We start from the raw sequence: 18,343 nt of genomic DNA, 5'->3' as shown, positions 1-18,343 counted from the left end.
CGGCGGGGGACGAGCGGCGCTACTGCTGCACGCCGAGGAACACCGCGCGCGTCCCGGTGCTCTGCCAGCCCGAGCCGCGGGGCTCGAGCACGACGCCGTCGATCGTGAGCGCGCGGAGCCCCTCGACGCCGCCGTTGCCGCCGACGAGCTGGAGGGCGTCGGCCGGGCGGCCCAGCGAGCGCGAGCGCCCGCCGATCTCGAGCAGCTGGGCGAGGGCGCCGTCGATGTCGGAGGTGAGCACGGCGACGCGGACCTCGTCGACCCAGGCCGCGTCGATCGGCGTGCCGTCGTCGACCGGGAGCTCCTGGAACTGCCCGAGCCGCACCGGCACGTTGGATGCGGGATCGCGGATGACCGCCGCGACCACGAGCCTCGGCCCGCTGCCGCCGTCGAGCAGCAGGAGGACTCGGGCGTCGTCGCGCGAGACGTCGAGGGAGACGACGCGGTCGCCCTCGGCGATGGGGGCCTCGACGGCGTGGATGGTGCCGTCGAGCTCGGTCGCTCGGATGCCGCCCGCGCCGCTCGCGGTGGCCGTCCAGAGGAAGCTGTAGCCGTCGACGCTCGGCGCCACGAGTCCCGGGCGGGCGTCGAGCAGCCCGGGCGGCATGTCGCCCGTGCGCACCGACCAGACGCCCGCCTCGGTGAGGGCCGCGGCGAGGGTCCCGCTGGGGCCGAGGGTCACCGCGGTGGCGCCCAGCTCGATCACGCGATCGGTCAGGTCGCCGAGCGGCTCGACGCCCGACGCGCCGGCGAAGCCGAAGGTCTCCTCCGTGCGGAGGAGGAGTCGCGCATCCACCTGCGGCGGCACGTCGAGCCCGAGCGGCCCGTCGGCGACCTGGACGGGGTTCTGGTCGACGGTGAGCTGCACGCTCGCGACGTTGCTGACGTTGCGCAGGCTCGCCTCGAGCTGCCGCTTGAGCGCGCGCCGCTGGGCGTCGTCGATGAGCAGGACCTCGTCGGTGAGATCGACCTGCGCGACGCCGCCGACGACGGTGACGGGGACCGCGAGCGCGGTCCCCTCCGGAACGGCCGAGACGACGGCGCCCTCGAGCCAGCTCGTCGGAGGCTCGAGGACGGCGCGCACGATCCGCGAGGCGACCTCCGCCCGCGTGGGGAACCATCGCAGGTCGGGCACGAGGTTCTGGAAAGCGGGGTCGTAGTAGTAGACGGAGTGCTGGTTGAAGGCCGAGGGGAAGGCCTGCTGCGAGATCAGGATGCCGTCCTGCAGCTCGGCGATGCGCCACTCGCCGTCCTCCTCGACGAAGCGGAACGGCGCGAGCTCCTGCGGGCCCTCGCCCGCCGTGCTGTAGCGTCCGAGGCCGTCGACCTCCGCGCTGACGGCGGCGGTGTACGAGAGCGTCGTGTCGTCGACGCGCGCGACGACGCCCTCGCGGCTGCGGACGAGCGTGCCGGCGTAGGGGTTCCAGACCTGCTGCGCCCCCTCGGCCAGGTACTGGCGGGCGATGCGGTAGTTGTTCTGCGAGGCGGTCGTGGCGGCGAGGAATCCGGCGAGGATCTCCTCCTGGCTCGCCCCCTCCGCGGGGCCCGACGGCAGGAAGTCGAACTCGGCGGCGATGTCCTCCTCGACCTCCCCGCCCGGCTGGACGGGGCCGCTGAAGGGGACCTGCACGCACGCCGCGAGCAGCAGTGCGGGGATGACGGCGGCGAGCGCCGCCCAGCGGCGCCGGCGGCCTCCGCGGACTCGCGCCTCAGTCATCGGCTCCCCCTCCCGCCTCGGCGAGCGCCGCGTCGAGGGGGTCGACGGGCGGGAGCTCGATCGGCGACCCCGTGACGGGGTGGCCGGGGCGGCGGGGCAGGGTGAGACGGAAGCACGAGCCCTCCCCCTCCGCCGACCACACGTCGATCGTGCCGCCGTGCAGGTGCGCGTCCTCCGTGGCGATGGCGAGGCCGAGCCCCGTGCCGCCGGTCGAGCGCTGACGCGAGGGGTCGGCGCGCCAGAAGCGGTCGAACACGCGCTCGAGCTCCTCGGCGCTCATCCCGATCCCGTAGTCGCGCACGGCGATGGCCACCGCATCGGCGTCGGAGTCGACGTAGACCACCACAGGGCGGCCCTCGCCGTGATCGACGGCGTTGCCGAGCAGATTCTGAAGGATGCGGCGCAGACGCCGCGCGTCGACATCCGCCTCGAAGTATCCGCCCGGCGCCACGAGCCGCAGCTCGCTGCCCTTCTCGTCGGCGAGCGGCCGGATGCCCTCGAGCGAGTCCTCCACGAGCCGGACGAGGTTCGTCGGCTCGGTGTCGAGCGATGCCGCGCCGGCGTCGAACCGGCTCATCTCGAGCAGGTCGCCGAGCATCGACTCGAAGCGCTCGACCTGGGTGTGCAGGAGCTCGGCGGTGCGCGCGGTGGCGGGCGCGAACTGGTCGCGCTGGTCGTACAGGACGTCGCCGGCGAGGCGGATCGTCGTGAGCGGGGTGCGCAGCTCGTGCGAGACGTCGGAGACGAAGCGCTGCTGCACGCGCGAGAGGTCGGCCAGCTGGGTGATCTGGCGCTGGAGGCTGTCGGCCATGCGGTTGAACGATCGGGCGAGCGTCGCGATGACGTCCTCGCCCTTCTCGGGGATGCGCTCCTCGAGCTGCCCCGCGGCGAGCTTCTCCGCGGTGTCCGCGGCCACTCTGACCGGGGCGATCGCGAGACGGACGACGAAGAAGGTCACGAGCCCGATCGTCAGCACGAGCAGGAGGGAGCCGATCACCAGGGTCTGCTGCACGAAGTCGAGGGTCTGCTGCACGTCGCGGACGTTGTAGACGAGGTAGACCTCGTACTGGCCGGCCGTCGGCACCTCGATCGCGCCCCCGACCACGATCCCGGGGTCGACGCCGGACGGCGTCGTGAGCGAGACGGCCTGCGCGTAGACCGAGCCGTCGCCCTGCGCCACCTGCGCCTCGAGCTCGGGCGAGATGACGGAGGTGTCGAGCTCGCGACTCGTCACCGAGAGCATGATCTGGGCCGTCGACTGCCCGTCGCTGCGGAGGATGGCGTACTGGGTGCCGCCCGGGTTCGACGAGGCCGCGCGGATCGTCGTCTGCGCGGCCGAGTTCGCGGTCTCGAGGTCGATCGTGCCGGTCTGCGTCACCGAGGAGTCGAAGAGCTGCTGCGCGCTCGCCGTCGCCTGCCTCGCCTCGGCGAGCACCTGCTGCTTGCGCGCCTCGTAGAGGTTCGTGGCGATGCTCAGCGACATGTAGCCGGAGATGATCGTCACCGCGACCGTCGACAGCGCGACGGTGATCGCGACGGTGCGCAGCTGGAGGGAGGTGCGCCACAGCCGCCTGGCCCGGGCGAGCCAGTCGCGCCAGTCGAAGGGCGGCATCGGATCAGAGCGTCGCGCCGGCCCGGTAGCCCACGCCGCGCACGGTCATGACGATGCGCGGCTCGTCGGGGTCGAGCTCGACCTTCGCGCGCAGCCGCTGCACGTGGACGTTGACCAGGCGCGTGTCCGCCTTGTACTGATAGCCCCAGACCTGCTCGAGCAGCATCTCGCGCGTGAACACCTGGTTGGGCTTCATGGCGAGAGCGAGGAGGAGGTCGAACTCCAGCGGCGTGAGCGAGATCGCCTTCTCGCCGCGCTTGACCTCGTGGGCGGTGACGTCGATGACGAGGTCGCCGATCGGCAGGGTCGAGACCGCGGCCTCGGGCGAGGGCCGCAGGCGCGTCTTGATGCGGGCCACGAGCTCCTTGGGATTGAAGGGCTTCACGACGTAGTCGTCGGCTCCGCTCTCCAGGCCCTGCACGACATCCGCCGTATCGGACTTCGCGGTCAGCATGATGATGGGCGTCCCGCTCTGCTCGCGGATCGCGCGGCACACCTGGATGCCGTCCATGCCCGGCAGCATGAGGTCGAGAAGGACGAGGTCGGGCTTGACCTGCTCGAACGCGCCGACCGCTTCGCCTCCGTCGTGGGAGAAGAAGGTGTCGTAGCCCTCGCCGCGGAGCACGATCCCGATCATCTCGGCGAGCGCCGTGTCGTCATCGACGACGAGGATGCGCGGGGTCATGGTGCTCTCGGGCCCTCCTTGGCCGATCCGGGGCGCCTGTCGAGCGAACCCGAGGGGTGTGCGCTCCAGCCTAGACGAGTGTGACAGCATACCTTCGTCAGGGAACGACCACGGCGCAGAGGACGCGAGACGATGACCGACAGCCCCACGTGGCAGTCCCCCGGAGCCTCGGCGGCTCCGACACCGCCGGGCGGCGACTCGCCGTGGCACGCGGCGGGGGCTGCCCCCGCCGCCGCGCCGCCCTCCGCGGGCTGGGCCCCGCCGCCCCGCCCCGGGCTCATCCCGCTGCGGCCCCTCGACTTCGGCACCGTCTTCGGCACCACCTTCCGGGTGCTGCGCCGGAACCCGCGACCCGTGTTCGGCGTCGCGATCGGCCTGACGACTCTCGTCACCTTCCTCGCGGGCGCCGCCGTCACCGCCGTCGTCCTCCTCGGCACCGATCGGATCGCGCGCGCCGCGCCGGAGGACATGGAGGCCATCGCGTTCGGCACGGGCGCCGTCGTTCTGCTCTCGGCCCTGCTCACCGCCGCGCTCACGGTCGTCGCCGGCGCTCTGCTGCAGGGAGTCATCGCGACCGAGGTCGCGAGCGCGACCCTCGGCGAGCGACTGACCTTCCGGCAGCTGTGGGCCCGCGGCCGGGGGCGATGGGGTGCCCTGGTCGGCTGGTCGCTCCTGCTCAGCGCGGCGCTCACCGCGGCGATCGCCATACTCGTGGCGATCATCGTCCTCATGGTCTCGATCGGCGATGTCGCCGGCATCGTCGCGGGCGTCCTCATCGGCATCCTCGGCGGGCTCGGAATGGCCGTGCTCGCATCCTGGCTGTGGATCGTGCTCCTCTTCGTGCCGCCCGCGATCGTGCTCGAGCGCCGATCCCTCCGCGACGCGGTCGCCCGATCCCGGCGGCTCATCGCCGGTCGCTTCTGGCGCACCTTCGGCGTCATGCTCCTGCTCTCCGTCGCGATCCAGACCGCCGCGAGCGTCGTCACCGCACCGTTCAGCCTCGCCTCCGGCTTCGCGGGAGCGCTCGTGAACCCGACCGGCGACATCACCGCCGACCTGGGCTTCCTCATCGGCATCAACACGATCGCGATCGCGCTCAGCGCCGTCGTGGGCGCAGTCGGCGCCGTGCTCCTCGCGGCGGGCTCGACCCTGCTCTACGTCGACGCCCGCATGCGCGACGAGGGGCTCGACCTCGATCTGCAGCGCACGGTCGAGGCCCGGGCGGCCGGCGCGAGCACCGACGACCCGTTCCTTCCCGCTCGGTCGTGACACGCCGCCTCACCGCTGCCGTGCTCGCCGCGCCCCTCGAGCCCGACGCCGACGAGGCGCGCGAGCTGCTGCTCGACGAGCTCGCGAAGCTCGAGTACGCGCAGGCGCAGCCGACCTGGTTCGACCTGCTGACGCAGTCGATCGTCGAGTGGTTCGCGGGGCTCCGCTTCGGCGGAACGGGCGGGCTCCCCATCGGCGTCCTCATCGTCGGCGCCGTCCTGATCGCGCTCGCCGTCATCGCCGCTCTCCTCATCTACGGCCTCCCCCGCTGGCGCCGCCGCTCGACCGTGCTCGCCGACCTGTTCGGCGAGAGCGACGCGCGCACGGCGCGCGAGCTGAGACGGGATGCCGCGGCGGCGGCCGCGCGCGACGACTGGCGCACGGCCATCGCCGACCGCTACCGGGCGATCGCGCGCTCCCTCGACGAGCGGACGCTCGTCGCGCTCCTCCCCGGCACGACCGCGCACGCCGTGGCCCGGCAGGCCGCGCGAGAGTTCCCCGACGCCGCCGCCGAGCTCGAGGCCGCCGCCGATCTGTTCGACGGGGTGCGGTACCTCGACCACGAGGGCGACCGCGCCGGCTACGAGCGCGTCCGGGTGCTCGACGACCGCCTCGTCCGCTCCTCCCCGCTGCTCGAGCGGCCGACGGTGCCCTCCGAGCTCGTCGAGGCTCCCCGATGACGAGCAGCGAGGTCGTGACGCCCACGGTGCGCCGCACGCTTCGCCGCGCGCTGTTCTGGATCGTCCTCGCCGCCCTCCTCCTCGCCTTCGCCGCCGTCTACGGGCTCACCACCCGATCGACGACCGAGGCGGACCGGTTCTCCGCCGACGAAGCCGCCCCGGCCGGATCCCGCGCGCTCGTCCAGGTGCTCGGCGACGCGGGCATCGACGTCGTCGCCGCTGAGACGCTCGACGACGCCCTCGCCGCGATCGACGACCCTGCCACCACGACGCTCGTCGCCGCCGACCCTCGCACCGTCCTGACCGCCGAGCAGTGGCGGGAGCTCGACGGCGCGGCGGCCTCGCTCGTCCTCGTCGAGCCGCCCGCCCCCGCGGTCGGCTCTCTCGCCCCGGCGATCGCGCCCGGCGTCCCCTCCCTGGGCGGCGTCCGCGACGAGGCCGGATGCTCTCTCCCGGCCGCGCTGCGCGCCGGATCGATCACCGCCGACGGGCTGGGGCTCGACGCCTCGGGTGCGACAGCGGCCGACCTCGGCGCGGCCGGCGTGCAGCTCTGCTTCCCCGGCGGGGAGGGCGAGGGCGGCGCGGCGCTCGTGTCGCTCGACCAGCCGGCGGGCGGAACCCTCCACCTGCTCGGAGCGGGCGGCGTCGTGCAGAACGGCCTCATCGGGCGGGAGGGCAACGCCGCTCTCGCGCTCGGGCTCACGGGAGAGCATCCGCGCCTGGTCTGGTACGTGGCGTCGACGGCCGACATCGCGGGCGGCACGACCGCGCTGTCGGAGCTCTACCCCGGCTGGGTGAATCCCGTCGCGTGGCTCGCCCTGACCGTCGGGCTCGCCGCCGCCGTGTGGCGCGGCCGCCGGCTCGGGCCCGTCGTGATCGAGAACCTTCCCGTCGTCGTGCGCACGACCGAGACGATGGAGGGCCGCGCGCGCCTGTACGCCCGCGAGGGGTCGCGGCTGCGCGCCCTCGACGCGCTGCGGGTCGGCACGCTGCGGCGCCTCGCCGAGGGGCTCGCGCTCGGCAGCGCGGCCGGGCTCGACGACATCGTGACCGCTGTCTCGGGCATCACCGGTCGCGATCGCGCCGGCCTGCGCGCGCTGCTCGTCGACCGCGAGCCCCGCGACGACGGGGAGCTCGTCGCCCTCTCGGACGAGCTGCTCGAGCTCGAGCGCCTCGTCCAGCGCCGCGTCGCCCTCGCCGACGACGGACCCGGCGAGCGCCCCGCCGACCGACCCGACCCGACCACCCGATAAGAGGAGAACACCATGGACAGCGACCTGCGGGCATCCTTCGCGAGCGTGCGGAGCGAGGTGGGCAAGGCCGTCGTCGGTCAGGATGCGGCCGTCAGCGGCCTCATGGTCGCGCTGCTCGCGAACGGGCACGTGCTGCTCGAGGGCGTCCCCGGCGTCGCGAAGACGCTGCTCGTGCGCTCGCTCAGCCACGCCCTCAGCCTCACCACCACGCGCGTGCAGTTCACCCCCGACCTCATGCCGGGCGACGTCACGGGCTCGGTCGTCTACGACGCGAAGAACGGCGACTTCGAGTTCCGGCGCGGGCCGGTGTTCACGAACATCCTGCTCGCCGACGAGATCAACCGAACTCCGCCGAAGACGCAGTCCTCGCTGCTCGAGGCCATGGAGGAGCGCCAGGTCACCGTCGACGGCACGACCCACCCCCTGCCCGAGCCGTTCGTCGTCGCCGCCACGCAGAACCCCGTCGAGTACGAGGGCACCTACACGCTGCCCGAGGCGCAGCTCGACCGCTTCCTGCTCAAGCTCGTGCTCGACCTGCCCGCGCGCGACTCCGAGATCGAGGTGCTGCAGCGCCACGCCGACGGCTTCAGCGCCCGCGACCTCACCGCGGCGGGCCTGCGGCCCGTGCTCGGCGCAGAGCAGATCGTCGCCGCGCGGGCGGCCGTCGCGCGGGTGGGCGCGACGCCCGAGCTGCTCGCCTACCTCGTCGACCTCGCACGCGGCACCCGCCAGAGCCCGTCGGTGCGCCTCGGCGTGAGCCCCCGCGGCACGACGGCCCTGCTCGCCGCGACGAAGGCGTGGGCGTGGCTCTCGGGAGCCGAGGCGATCACGCCCGACCACGTGCAGCAGATGATCCTTCCCGTGTGGCGCCACCGCATCGGCCTGCGCCCGGAGGCGGAGCTCGAGGGCGTCTCGGCCGACACCATCCTGCGCTCGGTCGTGCAGCAGACCCAGGTTCCGCTGTAGCCATGGCCGTCACGGGGTGGTTCGTCGCGCTCGTCGCTCTCGGCGTCGTGCCCGTCGTGCTGCTCGCGAACGGGTGGGCGTACGTCGGCTGGGTCGGTCTCTGCCTCGTGCTCCTGGCGGTGGATGCCGCGCTCGCGGCCTCCCCGCGCGCCGCGTCGCTCGCGCGGTCGGGCCCCGATCGCGTGCGTCTGACCGAGCAGGCCGAGGTGACCCTGCTCGTGACGAACGGCTCGCGGCGACGCCTGCGCGGCGTGATCCGCGACGCCTGGGAGCCCTCGGCCGGAGCGACCCCCCGACGCCAGAAGCTCGACGTGCCCGCCGGCGAGCGCCGCGCGGTGCGCAGCGTGCTGAGGCCGTGGCGACGCGGTGAGCGAAGGGCTGCGATGGTGACCATTCGCGCGATCGGGCCGATGCGGCTCGCGGGGCGTCAGGCGAGCATCCTCGTGCCCGGAGGCATTCGCGTGCTGCCCGAGTTCGCCGCGCGGCGCCACCTGCCCTCGCGCCTCGCGCGCCTGCGCGAGCTCGACGGGCGCACCTCGCTCATGGTGCGCGGGCAGGGCACCGAGTTCGACAGCCTCCGCGAGTACGTGCGCGGCGACGACGTGCGCTCGATCGACTGGCGGGCGACGGCGCGACGCGCGGGGGGACCGGGGCCTGCGGGGTCACCCGCTCCGACGCTCATGGTGCGCACGTGGCGCCCCGAGCGCGACCGGCACGTCGTCGTCATCGTCGACTCGGGGCGCACCGCCGCGGCGCGCATCGCCGACGAGACGCGCATCGACACGGCGTTCGAGTCGACGCTGCTGCTCTCGGCCCTCGCCGACCGCGCGGGCGATCGCGTCGACGTCGCCGTGTTCGACCGGCGCGTGCGCGGACGGGTGCAGGGCGCGCGCGGGGCCGACCTGCTCGCGAAGCTCGTCGACACCATGGCGCCCATCGACCCCGAGCTGCTCGAGACCGACTGGACGGCCGTGCCCTCGCTCGTTCGTTCGATGACCGCGCAGCGCTCGCTCGTCGTGCTGTGCACGCCGCTCGAGTCGCCCGGTTCGACGCGCCAGCTGCTCGCGATGCTGCCGCAGCTGACGCGCACCCACCTCGTGCTCGTCGCGGCCGTCACCGACCCCGCGCTGCTCGAGGCGGCCGCAGATCGCTCGGACCGGGCATCCGTCTACCGCGCCGCCGCGGCCGAGCGGGCGATGCTGGATGCTCAGCGCGTGGCCGCGGCGGTGCAGCGCCTCGGCGCCGACGTCGTGACGGCCGCGCCGCTCGAGCTGCCGCCCGCCGTCGCCGACCGGTACCTCGTGTACAAGGCCGCCGGGCGGCTGTAGCCGCGCGCGGCCGCCCGCCGCCCGGGCCCGCGCCCGCGCCCGCGCCCGGCCGCCGCCGTCGCCCGTTGCCCTCCGCCCTCGCCCGCCCTCGCCCGCCGCCCTCGCCCAAATGAAGGGAGCGCGTCGCCCCTAACGGCGTGTCGGCGCCGACACGCCGAGCGAGCGAGACGCGCTCCCTTCATTTGGTCTCGAGCGGCGGGGTGCGGAGGGGCCGGACGGCCGCGCCGGTCGTCGAAGAAAGGTCGGCCGCCCGACGGTCAGGCGATCGCCGAGCGATCGGTCGGGAGCGCCGTCGCACGGCCCGCGAGGAGCCAGGCGCCGACGGCGATGACGAGCGGGACGCCGAGGGCGGCGATCGCGAGCTGCAGCGGCGGGGGCGAGAAGAGCATCGGCCCGCCCGGCAGGGCGAGTGCGCCCGCGGTGAGGATGCCGAGTGCGGCTCCGACGAGCGCTCCGATTCCCGCGAGCAGCACGGCCTGCCAGAAGCTCACCGCTCGCCGCAGCCGCCGGGTCGCGCCTATCGCGCCGAGGATCGCCTCGTCGCGACGCCCGTCGATGCGGGCGAGTCCGATGGCGATCGCGGAGGCCGTGAGCGCGATCGCGCCGCTCAGGGCGACGAGCGACCACGCGGCAGGACCGACGATGTCGTCGGGGCCCGACTCGGCGACGCTCTGCAGGCTCCACGGGTCTCCCGTCAGTTCGCGCGAGAGCTCGAGCAGCGCGTTCTCCTCGGCACCTCCGGGCATCTGCTCCGGATAGGCGATCGCCGCGAGGGGCGTGACCTCGAGCTCGAGCTCGCGCGCCGTCTCCGCGGACATGAGCAGTGCGCCGCGGACAGGGGTCGGCGGTTCCTGGAGCACCGCAGGCAGCTCGGCGGAGCGCACCGCCTCGATGCGCTGGGGGTGAAGACCGGCGGTCGTGAATCGCACGGCGTCGATCCAGCGCAGCGTGGCCTCTCCGTCGATGGCGTACGCGGGGTGGAGCGCAACGACACCGCCCGCGTCGAGCGCCTCGCGCGAGGCGGCGTCGAGCCGCATACCCGTCGCCGCCTCCAGCTCGGTGACGTCGCCGACGCGGATGCTGTCGCTGAGCAGAGGATTCGACCACATCAGCCCGCCATCGATGCCCGGCGCGCACCGCGGATCATCCTCGACCGCCTCGTAGAACGCGGTGATCTCCGACGCGCTGGTCCCGACAGGCGGGCCGAAGTAGTCGGGGCAGACGACCTCCTCGTCGAGAGCGACCGTCAGCACGGTCGCCCCTTGCGGCGGGTCGAGGTTCTCCCCCGTCCGCGGATCGAACCAGTAGTCGCGCACGTACACGCCGTCCAGGAGCGTCGCCGGCGCGTCGGCGATCTCGGCGACACCCGCGACGAGCGCATCGAGGTCGTCGATGGGCGCGATCTCGTCGGTCAGCGGGTCGTTGTCGCGCGCGGACATCATCACGGAGCCGAGCGGCGCCTGCGGCGTGTACCACTGCTCGCTCTCGAGCTGCGCCGCACCGAACACGCTCATCAGGAAGCTGGAGAGGAACACCGTCGTCATGACGGCTGCGGCGACGGGGACCGTGCGCGCCGCGTTGCGCGCGGAGTCGCGCGCGGCGAGCCGCAGCGGCGTGCGTGCCGCCGCGGTCGCCCGGGCGAGGGCCCGGAGGGCGGCCGGCAGGGCGAGCAGGACGCCGACCTGGAGCACGATCGCGCCGACGGCGATCGCACCGATCGCGACCACGTCGGCGACGGGCGGGTACTCCTCGAGCGTGCGCAGCACGACGAGCGCGACACCGCCGGCCGCGAGCACCCCGGCACCGAGAGCGATCAGCCCGATGGCCGACCGGCGGACGCGCGGGCCCGGCCGGGCGGGGCGTCGCGCACCGCGGAGAGCGGTGACGATGTCGAGCCGCGTCGCGATGCGGGCCGGGATCGCGGCGGCGAGCCAGCCCGCACCGGTCGCGACGAGCACCGTCAGGCCGAGCACGACCGGGTCGAGGTGGAACCCCGGGTACTGCAGCGAGGACCCGTTGCGCGTGACCTCGAGGAAGATCGCGCCGCCCGCGATGCCGAGCGCGAGTCCGAGGAGCGAGCCGACGAGACCGAGCACGAGGCCGCCGGCCGAGACGACGGCGCGAACGGTGCGATGATCGCCGCCCACGCTGCCGAGCACGGCGAGCGAGCGCTGCTGCTGGCGCGCCCCGACCATGAAGGCGGCCCCCGCGAGCAGCACGACCTGCAGGAGCAGGAACGCGGCGATCATCGCTGCGAGAGCGAGCAACTGGCCCTGGAATCCGAACAGCGAGGCGATCGGATCGACCGGCAGCGCACCGGGCGTCTCCTCGGCGCCCAGCACGATCGATCGCGAGGTCGCGATGACACCCTGCTCGTTGAGCGACTGCACCTCCCGCCAGCTGAGCTCGTGGTCGAGCGCGAAGTACGTGGCGGCGAAGGCCTGCGCACTGGCATCCCCGGCTCCGAGCCCCTCGATCGTGCCGAAGACGCGCAGGGTGTCGCTGGAGTCGTGCGCGAGGAGGCCGATGCCGACCACCGTGCGATCGACGCCGTCGGGCTGCATGGTGACGATCGAGCCGACGGCGAGCGCGAGATCGTCGGCGAGCGCCGGCGAGACGACGAGCTCTCGCGAGCTCGATGGAGCGGAGCCCTCGCGCAGCACGTAGATCGCCGCGAGCTCGTCGACGAACACATCGCCCGCTGTCGCCTGCACCTGGCGAAGTCGGCCGTCGGTGTCGATGGTCGCGACGGTGCTCACGGCCTCGACGATCCGGCCGTCGAGCAGGCGCCGGGGGTCGACGAGCTCCCCGCCCTGGTCGATCGGCGTGGCGGACGACTGCCAGCCGCCGAACAGAGGTCCCTCGGCCGCCTGCGTCTCGACCGAGCCGGGCGGCCCGACGACCTGCGCGACGGACGCCGCCTCACCGAGCCGCAGGTCGACGAGCTCCTGCGCGGTCGCGTTCGAGCTGGCCACGACGACCGCCGTGGCCGCCATGCCCGCGACCGGCACGGCCATCATGAGAACGATGAGGATGCTCCGGCCGAGCGCCCGACGCGCGTTGCGGGCGGCGAGCACCAGGGCCAGGCGTCGCGGCGGCCGCCCGGGACGCGTCGCGCTCGAGGCCTGCCCGCTCATGCGCCCGCCGCCAGGAGCGCGCTCGGGTCGTCGCGGCGGCTCTCGTCGACCACGCGACCGTCGCGGAGGAACACGATGCGGTCAGCCCAGGCGGCGTGCCGCGCGTCATGGGTGACCAGGATGCCGCCCGCACCTTCGTCGATGCGCGAGCGCAGCATCCGGAGCACGAGCTCGCCGGTCTGCGAGTCGAGGGCTCCGGTCGGCTCGTCGGCGAGGATGAGGGCGCGGCCGCCGACGACGGCGCGCGCGATCGCGACGCGCTGCTGCTGACCCCCGGAGAGGTCATCGGGGAAGTGGTCGGCGCGGTCGTCGAGCTCGACGAGATGCAGCGCGTCGAGGGCGGCGCGACGGGCCTTCGAGCGCTTCCAGCCGTCGAGCTCGAGCGGGAGGCTCACGTTCTCGACCGCGGTGAGCGCGGGGACGAGATTGAAGTCCTGGAAGACGAAGCCGAGCGTGCGGCGGCGGATCGCCGCGAGCTGCGCGGGCTTCGCGTCGCGCAGGTACTGCCCGTCGACGACGACCTCGCCGCTCGTGGGCGTCACGAGCCCGCCGGCGATCGTCAGCAGCGTCGACTTCCCCGACCCGGAGGCCCCCATGATCGCGACGAGCTCGCCGCGCTTGACCGACAGGTCGACGCCCGCGAGGGCCGTGACCGAGTTCTCGCCGGCGCCGTAGTGCATCGCGACGGCGTCGAGACGCAGCAGCTCGCTCGCGCCGATCCGCTCGCGGCTCATCGTGCGCTCGCCGTCGTCGTGGCGGGAAGCTCGGCGGGCGCTGTGCGCGGTGCTGACGCCGTGGCGCCGCGCGCCGCGCCTTCCGACCCGGTTCGCGCCCGCAGCCGCCGGATCCGCGCCTCCGAGTGCTCGAGCCACCGCACCTCGGCCTCCGCCTGGAAGATGAGCGCGTCGACGACGAGCTGCCAGGCGAACTCCTCCGGTGAATCGGGGTCGCCGCCGGCCGCCTTCGATCGCGTGAGCTCCTGCAGCGATCGGATCGTCGCGACCCTCTGAGCGTGGATGATCGCCTCGGGGTCGACGTCCGGCAGGGTCACGGCGAGAGCGAGCTTGACCGCGAGCTCGTCGCGCGCGGCCGCGCCGCGCACCACGGGCCCCTCGAGCCAGGATCGCGCCTCCGCCGCCCCGGCGTCGGTGATCGCGTAGAAGACGTGGCCGTCTCCGTCGGTCTCGCCGCGCTCGATGAGGCCGTCGCGCTCGAGGCGGTCGAGCGTGTTGTAGACCTGGCCGACGTTCACGGGCCACGAGTCGCCCGTGCGCCGCTCGAACTCGACCTTGAGCTGGTAGCCGTAGCTCGGCCCCTGCGAGAGCAGAGCGAGCAGGCCGTGACGCACCGACATGGAGACTCCTTCGACAGCCGACCGGGGCATCCGATCGATGACTGCATGCCGAGCATATGCATTCCCGACATGCGTGTCGAGATGTCCTCGTGAACGGCGTGTCGCGTCCATGCGGAACGGGCCGCCCCTCCGGGAGGAGGGACGGCCCGTCCGCGGCGGATGCGCCCTACTTCGCGGCGGTCGGCGCCGGCACGAGGGTCTCGCGCGGGGCGGCGATCTCGGGCAGGCCCGCCGCGACGCGCGCACCGATGCCCGGCTCGATCGCCGTCCAGTACTGGATGACGCGCTCACGCAGCTCGGGGATCGTGACCCCTGAGACGTGCCCGATGATCGTCGAGACGAGACGATCGCGCTGGGCATCGTCCATGACGCGCGTGATGAGGTCGCGCGCCTGGCCGTAGTCGTCGTCGTCCGCGTGCACGGTCGCCGAGGTGCGCAGGAGCTCGCCATCCATCTCCCAGCCGCGGTCGGGGCCGTGGGCCTCGGCGTCGGCGTGCGGGCCGCCGAACGAGTTCGGCGCGTAGACCGGCTGGGTCGCGGGCGGGAAGGAGTACGTCATCGCCCCCTCCTTCGAGTACGCGTGCGCCTCGTTCTTCGGCGCGTTGACCGGCAGCTGCGCGTGGTTGGTGCCCACGCGGTAGCGGTGCGCGTCGGCGTAGCTGAAGATGCGCGCCTGCAGCATGCGGTCGGGGCTCGCGGCGATGCCCGGCACGAAGTTCGACGGCGCGAAGGTCGCCTGCTCGATCTGTGCGAAGAAGTTCTCCGGGTTCCGCGTGAGCGTCAGACGCCCGACCGGGATCAGCGGGTAGTCGGCCTTCGGCCACACCTTCGTGAGATCGAAGGGGTTGAAGCGGTAGGTCTTCGCCTCCTCGTACGGCATGACCTGCACCGACAGCTGCCACGAGGGGTGCTCGCCGCGCTCGATCGCCTCGAACAGGTCGCGGCGGTGCAGGTCCGCGTCCTCGCCGGCGATGCGGTCGGCCTGCTCCTGCGTGAGCGTCTCGTGCCCCTGCTCGGTGCGGAAGTGGTACTTCACCCAGAAGCGCACGCCCGCGGCGTTGATCCACTGGTAGGTGTGCGAGCCGAAGCCATCCATGTGGCGCCATGAGGTCGGGATGCCCCGATCGCCCATGAGCCACGTCACCTGGTGCGACGACTCGGGCTGCAGGGTCCAGAAGTCCCACTGCATGTTGTGGTCGCGCAGCCCCGATCCCGGCAGACGCTTCTGCGAGCGGATGAAGTCGGGGAACGTGATGCCGTCCTTGATGAAGAAGACGGGGGTGTTGTTGCCCACGAGGTCGTAGTTGCCCTCGGAGGTGTAGAACTTCAGCGCGAAGCCGCGCGGGTCGCGCCACGTGTCGGGGCTGCCCTGCTCGCCGGCGACGGACGAGAAGCGCGCGAGGGTCTCGGTCGTGACCCCGGGCTGGAACAGCGCCGCGCGCGTGTACGCCGACACGTCGTGGGTCGTCTCGAAGACGCCGAAGGCGCCGCCTCCCTTGGCGTGGACGACGCGCTCCGGCACGCGCTCGCGGTTGAACTGGGCGAGCTTCTCGACCAGGTAGTGGTCGGTGAGGGGGATGACGCCGTCGGCGCCGACGGTCTGCGAGTGCTGGTCGCTCGCGACGGGCGCGCCGGAGGTGGTCGTGGTGTGGCTGGTCACGCGGAGGAGCTCCTTCTGGGATGGGGGAACGAATCGTGCTCGGCGCACGCACGAGCGCCCGCTCGCCACGGGCATCCGCGCTGGATTCAGGCTGCGCAGGCGGGGCACAGGCCCCAGAACGTCACCTCGGCGGTCGTCACCGTGAACCCGCCCGTGCTCGAGGGCACGAGGCAGGGCGCGTCGCCGACCACGCAGTCGACGTCGCCCACGGCGCCGCACTGCGTGCAGACGACGTGGTGGTGGTTGTCGCCGATGCGGCGCTCGTAGCGCGCGGGGCTCCGCGCGGGTTCGATGCGCCGCAGGACGCCGGCTGCCGTGAGGTCGCCGAGCACGTTGTGCACCGCTTGCAGCGTGAGCCTCGCGCCGTCCGCCGCGAGGGCGGCGTGGATGCGATCGGCCTCGCTGTGCGGCATCCGCTCGAGAGCGCGCAGCACCGCCAGTCGACCGGCGGTCACCCGCAGGCCGGCCTCGCGGAGCAGCGTCTCATCGGTCACGGGCACTTCTCGACCGTACTCGTTTTCATGAACAGGTCAAAAATACGATCGATTCAGGATGCCCGCTCAGTCGGCGACGACGACGCGAGCCCCCCGGCTGATCGGGTCCAGGTCGCCCGTCTCGCCGTCGCGCGCCGCGGCGCGGCCGACGATCCACTGCAGCCACAGGAACCAGGCGAGCGCGAGGCTGCCGATCCCGATGCGGATCACGTCGGGCCACTCCTGCCGCGTGACGAAGCCCTCGACGATGCCGCTCACGAGGAGCCCGACGACGAGTCCGCCGATCACGGCGAACAGGGCGCGGCCATCCTCGGCGAGGGCCTGCAGCCGCGTGCGCGAGCCCGGGGCGACCCAGGACCAGAAGATCATGAGGCCCGCGGCCGCGGCGACGAAGATGCAGTAGAGCTCGAGCTGGCCGTGCGGGGCGATGTTGAGGAAGAAGACGTCGAGGCGCCCGAACTCGGCCATGATCGCGGCGCTCTGGCCGACGCCCTGGGCGTTCTGCAGCACCACGACCGGCACCCAGAAGCCCGAGATGCCGAAGGCGACGCACTGCGCCGCGATCCAGGCGTTGTTGACCCAGACCTGCCCGGCGAACGAGGCCTCAGACGACTCGGAGTAGTAGTTGACGAAGTCCTGCTCGGCGTACCGCCGCAGCGTCTCGTAGTCGCCGAGGCTCGCGAGAACCTCGGGGGTCGACCCGATCCACAGCGCGTAGAGGGTCGCGACGACCGCGAAGACGACGGCGATCACGAGCGTCAGATATCGGATGCGGTGCAGCGCCGCCGGGACCTCCCGCGTCGCGTACCGCGCCAGCTGCGCGAGCGGCTCCGCCTGCGCGCCGGTGAACCGCAGGCGCGCCCGCGACAGCGCCACGGAGAGGCGCTCGCGCTGCGGAACCTCGCCCGCGGTCGTCGAGATCGCGGACAGGTGCGTCGCCGCGGCCTGGTAGTGGTCGATGAGGTCATCGGCGTCGCGGCCGGCGAAGCGACGGCGACGTGCGAGCGCGTCGAGGCGATCCCACTCGTCGGCGTGGGCGGCGGAGTACGCGTCGAGGTCCATCTGTTTAGATGATGACATGTCCGGTTCCGCGGCGGCTCCGATCCCGAACGGGACGGACTACGACGCCGAGCGGGAGCTGCTCACGGGCGAGGCCGTGGCCCTCCAGATCCGTGCGACGAGCGTCATCCTCCGTGCGGCGGGGGCCGCGATCGACTACCTCGTCTACGGGATCGGCACGGGGCTGCTCATCTGGCTTCTGCTCGAGACGGCGCCGACGCTCGGACTCCCCGAGAATCTCTACGGCGCCGTCGCGATCTCCAGCGCAGTGCTCGGGCTCGTCATCGTCCCCGCCGTGGTGGAGACGGCCTCCCAGGGGAAGTCCCTCGGCCGCTGGGCACTCGGCGATCGGGTCGTGCGCGATGACGGAGGCGCCGTGTCGTTCCGTCACGCCGCCATCCGGTCGTTCGTCGGTCTCTTCGAGATCGTCCTCACCGCCGGCGGCCTCGCCGTCATCGTGGCGATGCTCAACACCCGCGCGAAGCGCCTGGGCGATCTGATCGCCGGCACCTACAGCCAGTACGAGCGACTGGCGCGACCGCAGCAGCGGACCTTCGGGGTGCCCCCGGAGCTCGCCGAGTGGGCGTCGACGGCCGACGTCGCCCGCCTGCCCGACGCGCTCTCGCGTCGGATCGCCCAGTTCCTCGCCCAGGCCGGCGGGCACACACCCGCCACCCGCCAGCGGCTCGCCGCCGCGCTCGCCCGCGATGCGGCCCTGTCTGTCTCCCCCGTGCCCGACGTCGATCCCGAGCTCTTCCTCGCCGCCGTCGCCGTCCTCCGGCGCGAGCGCGAGGCCACGGCGCTCGAGCGGGAGCGCGCACGGCTCGAGCAGCTCGCGCCGACGCTCGCGGCGCTCCCGCACGGGTTCCCCGACCGGGGCTGACGCGCCGGCACAGCCGGCACGGGCGAGGGGGGTGCACTCGTCGACGGCCGCTGCCGCCCCGGCCCATTAACGACGAGAAGCCCCTCCACGAATGGAGGGGCTTCTCTCGAAAGAAGTCCGGCGGTGTCCTACTCTCCCACGAGGTCGCCCTCGCAGTACCATCGGCGCAGAAGGTCTTAGCTTCCGGGTTCGGAATGTAACCGGGCGTTTCCCCTTCGCTATGGCCGCCGAAACACTATTGATTTA

Annotated in this window: 15 protein-coding genes and 1 rRNA gene; 6 read left to right on the top strand and 10 right to left on the bottom strand. The window is 73.2% G+C overall.

Features of this window, described 5'->3' with window-relative positions; all coding sequences use genetic code 11:
- Positions 1-19 precede the first annotated feature (19 nt).
- Genes ASC54_RS07855 through mtrA form a run of 3 tightly spaced genes read right to left on the bottom strand, consistent with a single transcriptional unit; the run spans position 20 to position 4,014 of the window.
- Positions 20-1,717, bottom strand: coding sequence for a GerMN domain-containing protein (locus ASC54_RS07855; RefSeq protein WP_055859538.1), 1,698 nt, complete (start codon positions 1,715-1,717; stop codon positions 20-22).
- On the bottom strand, positions 1,710-3,329 hold the full coding sequence (gene mtrB / locus ASC54_RS07850; protein ID WP_055859535.1) for an MtrAB system histidine kinase MtrB: 1,620 nt from the start codon (positions 3,327-3,329) through the stop codon (positions 1,710-1,712). Before mtrB ends, ASC54_RS07855 begins: the two co-directional genes overlap by 8 nt.
- A 4-nt stretch (positions 3,330-3,333) precedes the next feature.
- Entirely contained in the window at positions 3,334-4,014 is a 681-nt protein-coding gene (mtrA, locus tag ASC54_RS07845; protein ID WP_055859532.1) for an MtrAB system response regulator MtrA, read from the bottom strand.
- A gap of 132 nt (positions 4,015-4,146) precedes the next feature.
- On the opposite strand from mtrA, the gene ASC54_RS07840 reads away from it, so the two are divergent.
- From ASC54_RS07840 to ASC54_RS07820, 5 genes are read left to right on the top strand one after another with little or no spacing between them, the layout of a single operon-like run.
- Positions 4,147-5,283, top strand: a complete 1,137-nt coding sequence (locus ASC54_RS07840; protein WP_055859527.1) for a hypothetical protein — start codon at positions 4,147-4,149, stop codon at positions 5,281-5,283.
- Complete coding sequence (locus ASC54_RS07835) at positions 5,280-5,963, top strand: DUF4129 domain-containing protein (RefSeq protein ID WP_055898175.1); 684 nt, start codon at positions 5,280-5,282, stop codon at positions 5,961-5,963. The genes ASC54_RS07840 and ASC54_RS07835 overlap by 4 nt, the downstream gene beginning before the upstream one ends.
- Positions 5,960-7,216, top strand: coding sequence for a DUF4350 domain-containing protein (locus tag ASC54_RS07830; protein ID WP_055898173.1), 1,257 nt, complete (start codon positions 5,960-5,962; stop codon positions 7,214-7,216). The genes ASC54_RS07835 and ASC54_RS07830 overlap by 4 nt, the downstream gene beginning before the upstream one ends.
- A 12-nt stretch (positions 7,217-7,228) precedes the next feature.
- Complete coding sequence (locus ASC54_RS07825) at positions 7,229-8,182, top strand: MoxR family ATPase (protein ID WP_055898170.1); 954 nt, start codon at positions 7,229-7,231, stop codon at positions 8,180-8,182.
- Positions 8,183-8,184: 2 nt separating this feature from the next.
- Positions 8,185-9,510, top strand: a complete 1,326-nt coding sequence (locus tag ASC54_RS07820) for a DUF58 domain-containing protein (RefSeq protein ID WP_055898167.1) — start codon at positions 8,185-8,187, stop codon at positions 9,508-9,510.
- A 257-nt stretch (positions 9,511-9,767) separates the two neighbouring features.
- Here the strand turns inward: ASC54_RS07820 and ASC54_RS07815 are convergent, their stop codons facing one another.
- From ASC54_RS07815 to ASC54_RS07790, 6 genes are all read right to left on the bottom strand, one after another.
- The gene (locus ASC54_RS07815) at positions 9,768-12,647 is read right to left on the bottom strand and encodes an FtsX-like permease family protein (protein ID WP_156376792.1); all 2,880 of its coding nucleotides are present in this window, start codon (positions 12,645-12,647) and stop codon (positions 9,768-9,770) included.
- Positions 12,644-13,381: an ABC transporter ATP-binding protein gene (locus tag ASC54_RS07810; protein ID WP_055898161.1), complete on the bottom strand. Its 738-nt coding sequence runs from the start codon at positions 13,379-13,381 to the stop codon at positions 12,644-12,646. The genes ASC54_RS07815 and ASC54_RS07810 overlap by 4 nt, the downstream gene beginning before the upstream one ends.
- Positions 13,378-14,001, bottom strand: a complete 624-nt coding sequence (locus ASC54_RS07805; RefSeq protein ID WP_055898158.1) for a PadR family transcriptional regulator — start codon at positions 13,999-14,001, stop codon at positions 13,378-13,380. The genes ASC54_RS07810 and ASC54_RS07805 overlap by 4 nt, the downstream gene beginning before the upstream one ends.
- A 166-nt stretch (positions 14,002-14,167) precedes the next feature.
- Positions 14,168-15,661 (bottom strand): catalase, encoded by a 1,494-nt coding sequence (locus tag ASC54_RS07800; RefSeq protein ID WP_055898155.1) that lies wholly within the window; start codon positions 15,659-15,661, stop codon positions 14,168-14,170.
- Between the two features lie 86 nt (positions 15,662-15,747).
- The gene (locus ASC54_RS07795; RefSeq protein WP_082515094.1) at positions 15,748-16,155 is read right to left on the bottom strand and encodes a Fur family transcriptional regulator; all 408 of its coding nucleotides are present in this window, start codon (positions 16,153-16,155) and stop codon (positions 15,748-15,750) included.
- A 66-nt stretch (positions 16,156-16,221) separates the two neighbouring features.
- Positions 16,222-17,217: a stage II sporulation protein M gene (locus tag ASC54_RS07790; protein WP_055898152.1), complete on the bottom strand. Its 996-nt coding sequence runs from the start codon at positions 17,215-17,217 to the stop codon at positions 16,222-16,224.
- Between the two features lie 16 nt (positions 17,218-17,233).
- Between ASC54_RS07790 and ASC54_RS07785 the strand changes: the two genes are divergently transcribed.
- Positions 17,234-18,097 (top strand): RDD family protein, encoded by an 864-nt coding sequence (locus ASC54_RS07785; RefSeq protein WP_055898148.1) that lies wholly within the window; start codon positions 17,234-17,236, stop codon positions 18,095-18,097.
- A gap of 115 nt (positions 18,098-18,212) precedes the next feature.
- On the opposite strand, the gene rrf is transcribed toward ASC54_RS07785, so the two are convergent.
- Positions 18,213-18,329, bottom strand: a 5S ribosomal RNA gene (gene rrf / locus ASC54_RS07780).
- Between the last annotated feature and the right edge of the window lie 14 nt (positions 18,330-18,343).

Origin of the sequence: Yonghaparkia sp. Root332 (assembly GCF_001425665.1) — a bacterium.
Classification (GTDB): Bacteria; Actinomycetota; Actinomycetes; order Actinomycetales; family Microbacteriaceae; genus Microcella.
The sequence above is the reverse complement of the archived record's forward strand: the minus strand, read 5'-3'. Positions and strand labels throughout refer to the sequence as shown.

Bases quoted from the DNA above. Each gene is read 5' to 3' on its own strand.
- ASC54_RS07855 (WP_055859538.1), bottom strand. From the start codon at position 1,717: ATGACTGAGGCGCGAGTCCGCGGAGGCCGCCGGCGCCGCTGGGCGGCG.
- mtrB (WP_055859535.1), bottom strand. From the start codon at position 3,329: ATGCCGCCCTTCGACTGGCGCGACTGGCTCGCCCGGGCCAGGCGGCTG.
- mtrA (WP_055859532.1), bottom strand. From the start codon at position 4,014: ATGACCCCGCGCATCCTCGTCGTCGATGACGACACGGCGCTCGCCGAG.
- ASC54_RS07840 (WP_055859527.1), top strand. From the start codon at position 4,147: ATGACCGACAGCCCCACGTGGCAGTCCCCCGGAGCCTCGGCGGCTCCG.
- ASC54_RS07830 (WP_055898173.1), top strand. From the start codon at position 5,960: ATGACGAGCAGCGAGGTCGTGACGCCCACGGTGCGCCGCACGCTTCGC.
- ASC54_RS07825 (WP_055898170.1), top strand. From the start codon at position 7,229: ATGGACAGCGACCTGCGGGCATCCTTCGCGAGCGTGCGGAGCGAGGTG.
- ASC54_RS07820 (WP_055898167.1), top strand. From the start codon at position 8,185: ATGGCCGTCACGGGGTGGTTCGTCGCGCTCGTCGCTCTCGGCGTCGTG.
- ASC54_RS07815 (WP_156376792.1), bottom strand. From the start codon at position 12,647: ATGAGCGGGCAGGCCTCGAGCGCGACGCGTCCCGGGCGGCCGCCGCGA.
- ASC54_RS07810 (WP_055898161.1), bottom strand. From the start codon at position 13,381: ATGAGCCGCGAGCGGATCGGCGCGAGCGAGCTGCTGCGTCTCGACGCC.
- ASC54_RS07805 (WP_055898158.1), bottom strand. From the start codon at position 14,001: ATGTCGGTGCGTCACGGCCTGCTCGCTCTGCTCTCGCAGGGGCCGAGC.
- ASC54_RS07790 (WP_055898152.1), bottom strand. From the start codon at position 17,217: ATGGACCTCGACGCGTACTCCGCCGCCCACGCCGACGAGTGGGATCGC.
- ASC54_RS07785 (WP_055898148.1), top strand. From the start codon at position 17,234: ATGTCCGGTTCCGCGGCGGCTCCGATCCCGAACGGGACGGACTACGAC.